The sequence below is a fragment of the Streptomyces sp. NPDC029152 genome, from assembly GCF_055564355.1.
In genome coordinates this window covers 1-3,524 of record NZ_JBVHWR010000054.1, presented here as the reverse complement: position 1 = coordinate 3,524, position 3,524 = coordinate 1, and the positions used below count along the sequence as shown (strand labels likewise).

General features: G+C 72.6%; 1 protein-coding gene. It reads left to right on the top strand.

What is annotated here, in order from left to right:
- The coding region (locus ACZ4V6_RS36410) for a type I polyketide synthase (RefSeq protein ID WP_467835541.1) at nucleotides 1-3,524 on the top strand (3,524 nt) is incomplete at both ends.

Genomic DNA, 3,524 nt, shown 5'->3' with positions numbered 1-3,524 from the left:
CACGGCCACCCGGTCCACTGGGCCGCCCTGTTCCCACCGGCCCGTACCGTCGACCTGCCCACCTACCCCTTCCAACACCAGCACTACTGGATGCACCCCGCCGCCGGTGGCGCCGAGCCGGTGGAGATGGGACTCGGAGATGCCAGGCATCCGCTGCTGGGTGCCGTCGTCGGCGTTGCGGGCGACGACAAGGTCGTCTTCGCAGGACGGCTGGCGCTGCGTACGCATCCCTGGCTGGCCGACCACACGGTGCTGGGCTCGGCCCTGCTGCCGGGTACCGCGTTCCTCGAGCTGGCGGTGCGGGCCGGGGCGGAGGTGGACTGTCCGGTCGTACAGGAACTGACGCTTCATCAGCCACTGGTCCTGCCGGAGCGGGGTGCGGTACAGGTGCAGGTGGTGGTGGGGGCGCCGGAGACCGACGGTCGGCGTGCGCTCAGCGTGCACGCGCGCCCCGATGGCGAGAACCCCGAGCACACGTGGACGCTGCACGTCAACGGGCTGCTGGCGCCGGCCCAGCCGACGGAGTCCGTCATACCGACCGGTGAATGGCCGCCAGCGCACGCCCAGGCCGTCGACCTCGACGACTTCTACGCCGACCTCGCCGACCACGGTTACCGGTACGGCCCGCTGTTCCGGGGCCTACGGGCTGCGTGGCGGTTGGACGACGAGGTGCTCGCCGAAGTGGTGCTGCCCGAGGCTGCCGGTGCCGACGCCGCCCGGTTCGGAATGCATCCGGCCCTGCTGGACGCTGTATTGCACGCCACCCGGCTGGGCGCCTTCCACGAGCGGCCGGGGGAGAAGTACCTGCCGTTCGCCTGGGAGGGCGTGACCCTGCACGCCCATGGTGCCAGCACCGTACGCGTGCGGATCTCCCGGGCGGGTGCCGACGCCGTCCGACTGGACATCACCGACACCATGGGCCGGCCGGTGCTGACAGTCGACTCGCTGGCCCTGCGACCGATCTCCGCCGGACAGCTCTCGGCAACCCTGCGCGACTCGCTGTTCCATGTCGCATGGGTGCCGGTGGCCGCCGCCGACGGCTCTGACCTGCGCGTGGCCCGGGCGGGCACGGCGGAGGAGGCACTCGCCCAGGACGCCGACATCGTGGTAGTGCCGTGCCTCGACGGCGAAGGCGCGCATCAGGCGACGCATCGCGCACTGGAGCTGTTGCAGGGATGGCTGGCCGGGGACACCGGCACCACCAGGCTCGCCCTGCTCACCCACCGTGCCGTGGCGGTCGGGGACGACATCCACGATCTCGACCACGCGCCGCTCTGGGGCCTGGTCCGCACCGCGCAGACCGAGCACCCCGACCGCTTTGTGCTCCTCGACTCCGACGACCCGGATCTGGACCCGGCCACCCTGGCAGCCGCGCTCGCCACGGGGGAACCCCAGGTGGCGATCCGTGACGGCGCCGTCCTGGCACCCAGGCTGGCCGCCGCCCCCGCCCCTCAGACCCCCGCCGCCTGGGACGCCGACGGCACCGTCCTGATCACCGGTGGCTCGGGTGCCCTGGCCGGACTCGTGGCCAGGCACCTCGTGGAACGCCACGGCGTGCGCCGGCTGCTCCTGGCGAGCCGGAGCGGCAGGCTCACCCCGGGCACCGAACGGCTCGACGCGGACATCACGGCCGTACGCTGCGACGTCTCCGACCGCGAGGCCGTCGCCGCACTGATCGCCTCCATACCGGACGACCACCCGCTCACGGCCGTCGTGCACACCGCCGGTGTCCTGGACGACGGCGTCCTGCACGCCCTCACGGCCGAGCGCATCGACACCTCGTTCGCGGCGAAGGTTGACGGCGCCCGCCACCTGCACGAACTGACCGCTCAGCTGGACCTGGCCGCATTCGTGCTGTTCTCCTCCGCGTCGGCCGTGCTGGGCGCCGCCGGCCAGGGCAACTACGCTGCCGCCAATGCCTACCTCGACGGGCTCGCCGCGTACCGGCGCCGACAGGGCATGCCCGCCGTGTCGCTCGCCTGGGGACTGTGGGCCGAGCACGGCGGCATGGCCCGCGGCCTCGGCGACACCGAACTGACGCGCATCTCCCGGATTGGCGTCACCGCGCTGACCGCCGAGGAGGGCATGCGGCTCTTCGACGCCGGATGCGCCGCCGGGCAAGCACTGCTGGTGCCGATGCGGGTGGACGCCGCAGTGCTGCGCGCCCGGCGCGAGCACCTCCCCGCTCCGATGCGCGGACTCGTCCCCGAGCAGGCACGGGCGGCGACGCGCACCCAGCCGGTCGCCTCGCTGCGCGACAGGCTCGACGAACTGACCGCACCCGAGCGCACTCGCACGGTCCTCAACCTCGTGCGCAACGCGGTCGCCGACACCCTGGGGTACAACGCCGCCGACGGCGTACGACCCGACCAGAACCTCGACGAGGCCGGCTTCGACTCGCTCACCGCCGTCGAGTTCCGCAACCGGCTCTCCGCCGCCGTCGAACTGCGCCTGCCCGCCACCCTCACCTACGACTACCCCACCCCCGCGGCCATCGCCGAGCACGTCCTGTCCCGCCTCACCCTGCCCGAGCACACGGCCACCGCCCCGGCCGCCGCACCAGCAGCGGTGGCCACGCCGGCCGAGGACGACCCGGTTGTGATCGTGGGCATGGCCGGCCGTTTCCCCGGGGGCGTGCGCACCCCCGAGGACTTCTGGAACCTCGTCGCCTCCGGTACGGACGCCATCACCGAGTGGCCCACCGACCGTGGTTGGGACGTCCAGAGCCTGTACGACCCGGACCCTGACGCCGTGGGCAAGTCGTACGTACGGCACGGCGGATTCCTGCACCAGGCCGGGGAGTTCGACGCCGCGTTCTTCGGTATCTCGCCGCGCGAGGCCCTGGCGATGGATCCGCAGCAGCGGCTGCTGCTGGAGTGCTCGTGGGAGGCACTGGAGCGTGCGGGTATCGACCCGGCCACGCTCAAGGGCAGCCGCACGGGCGTGTACGCCGGAGTGATGTACCACGAGTACGCCTCCCGCCTGGGCGCCGCGCCCGCTGGCTTCGAGGGCACGCTCGGCACGGGCAGCGCCGGCAGCATCGCCTCCGGCCGCATCTCCTACACCTTCGACTTCACCGGGCCCGCGGTCACCGTCGACACCGCCTGCTCGACTTCCCTGGTCGGCCTGCACCTGGCCGCGCAGGCACTGCGGTCCGGCGAGTGCGACCTGGCCCTCACCGGCGGCGTCACCGTCATGCACACCCCACGCCCCTTCGTCGAGTTCTCCCGCCAGCGCGGCCTGGCCGCCGACGGACGGAGCAAGGCCTTCGCCGCTTCGGCCGACGGCGTGGCCTGGGCCGAAGGCGCCGGGATCCTCGCCCTGGAACGTCTTTCGGACGCCCGGCGTAATGGGCATCGGGTGTTGGCGGTGGTGCGGGGTTCTGCGGTGAATCAGGACGGTGCGTCGAATGGTCTGACGGCGCCGAATGGTCCTTCGCAGCAGCGGGTGATTCGGGCGGCGTTGGCCAGTGCGCGGCTTGTGCCTGAGGACGTGGATGTGGTGGAGGCGCATGGGACGGGGAC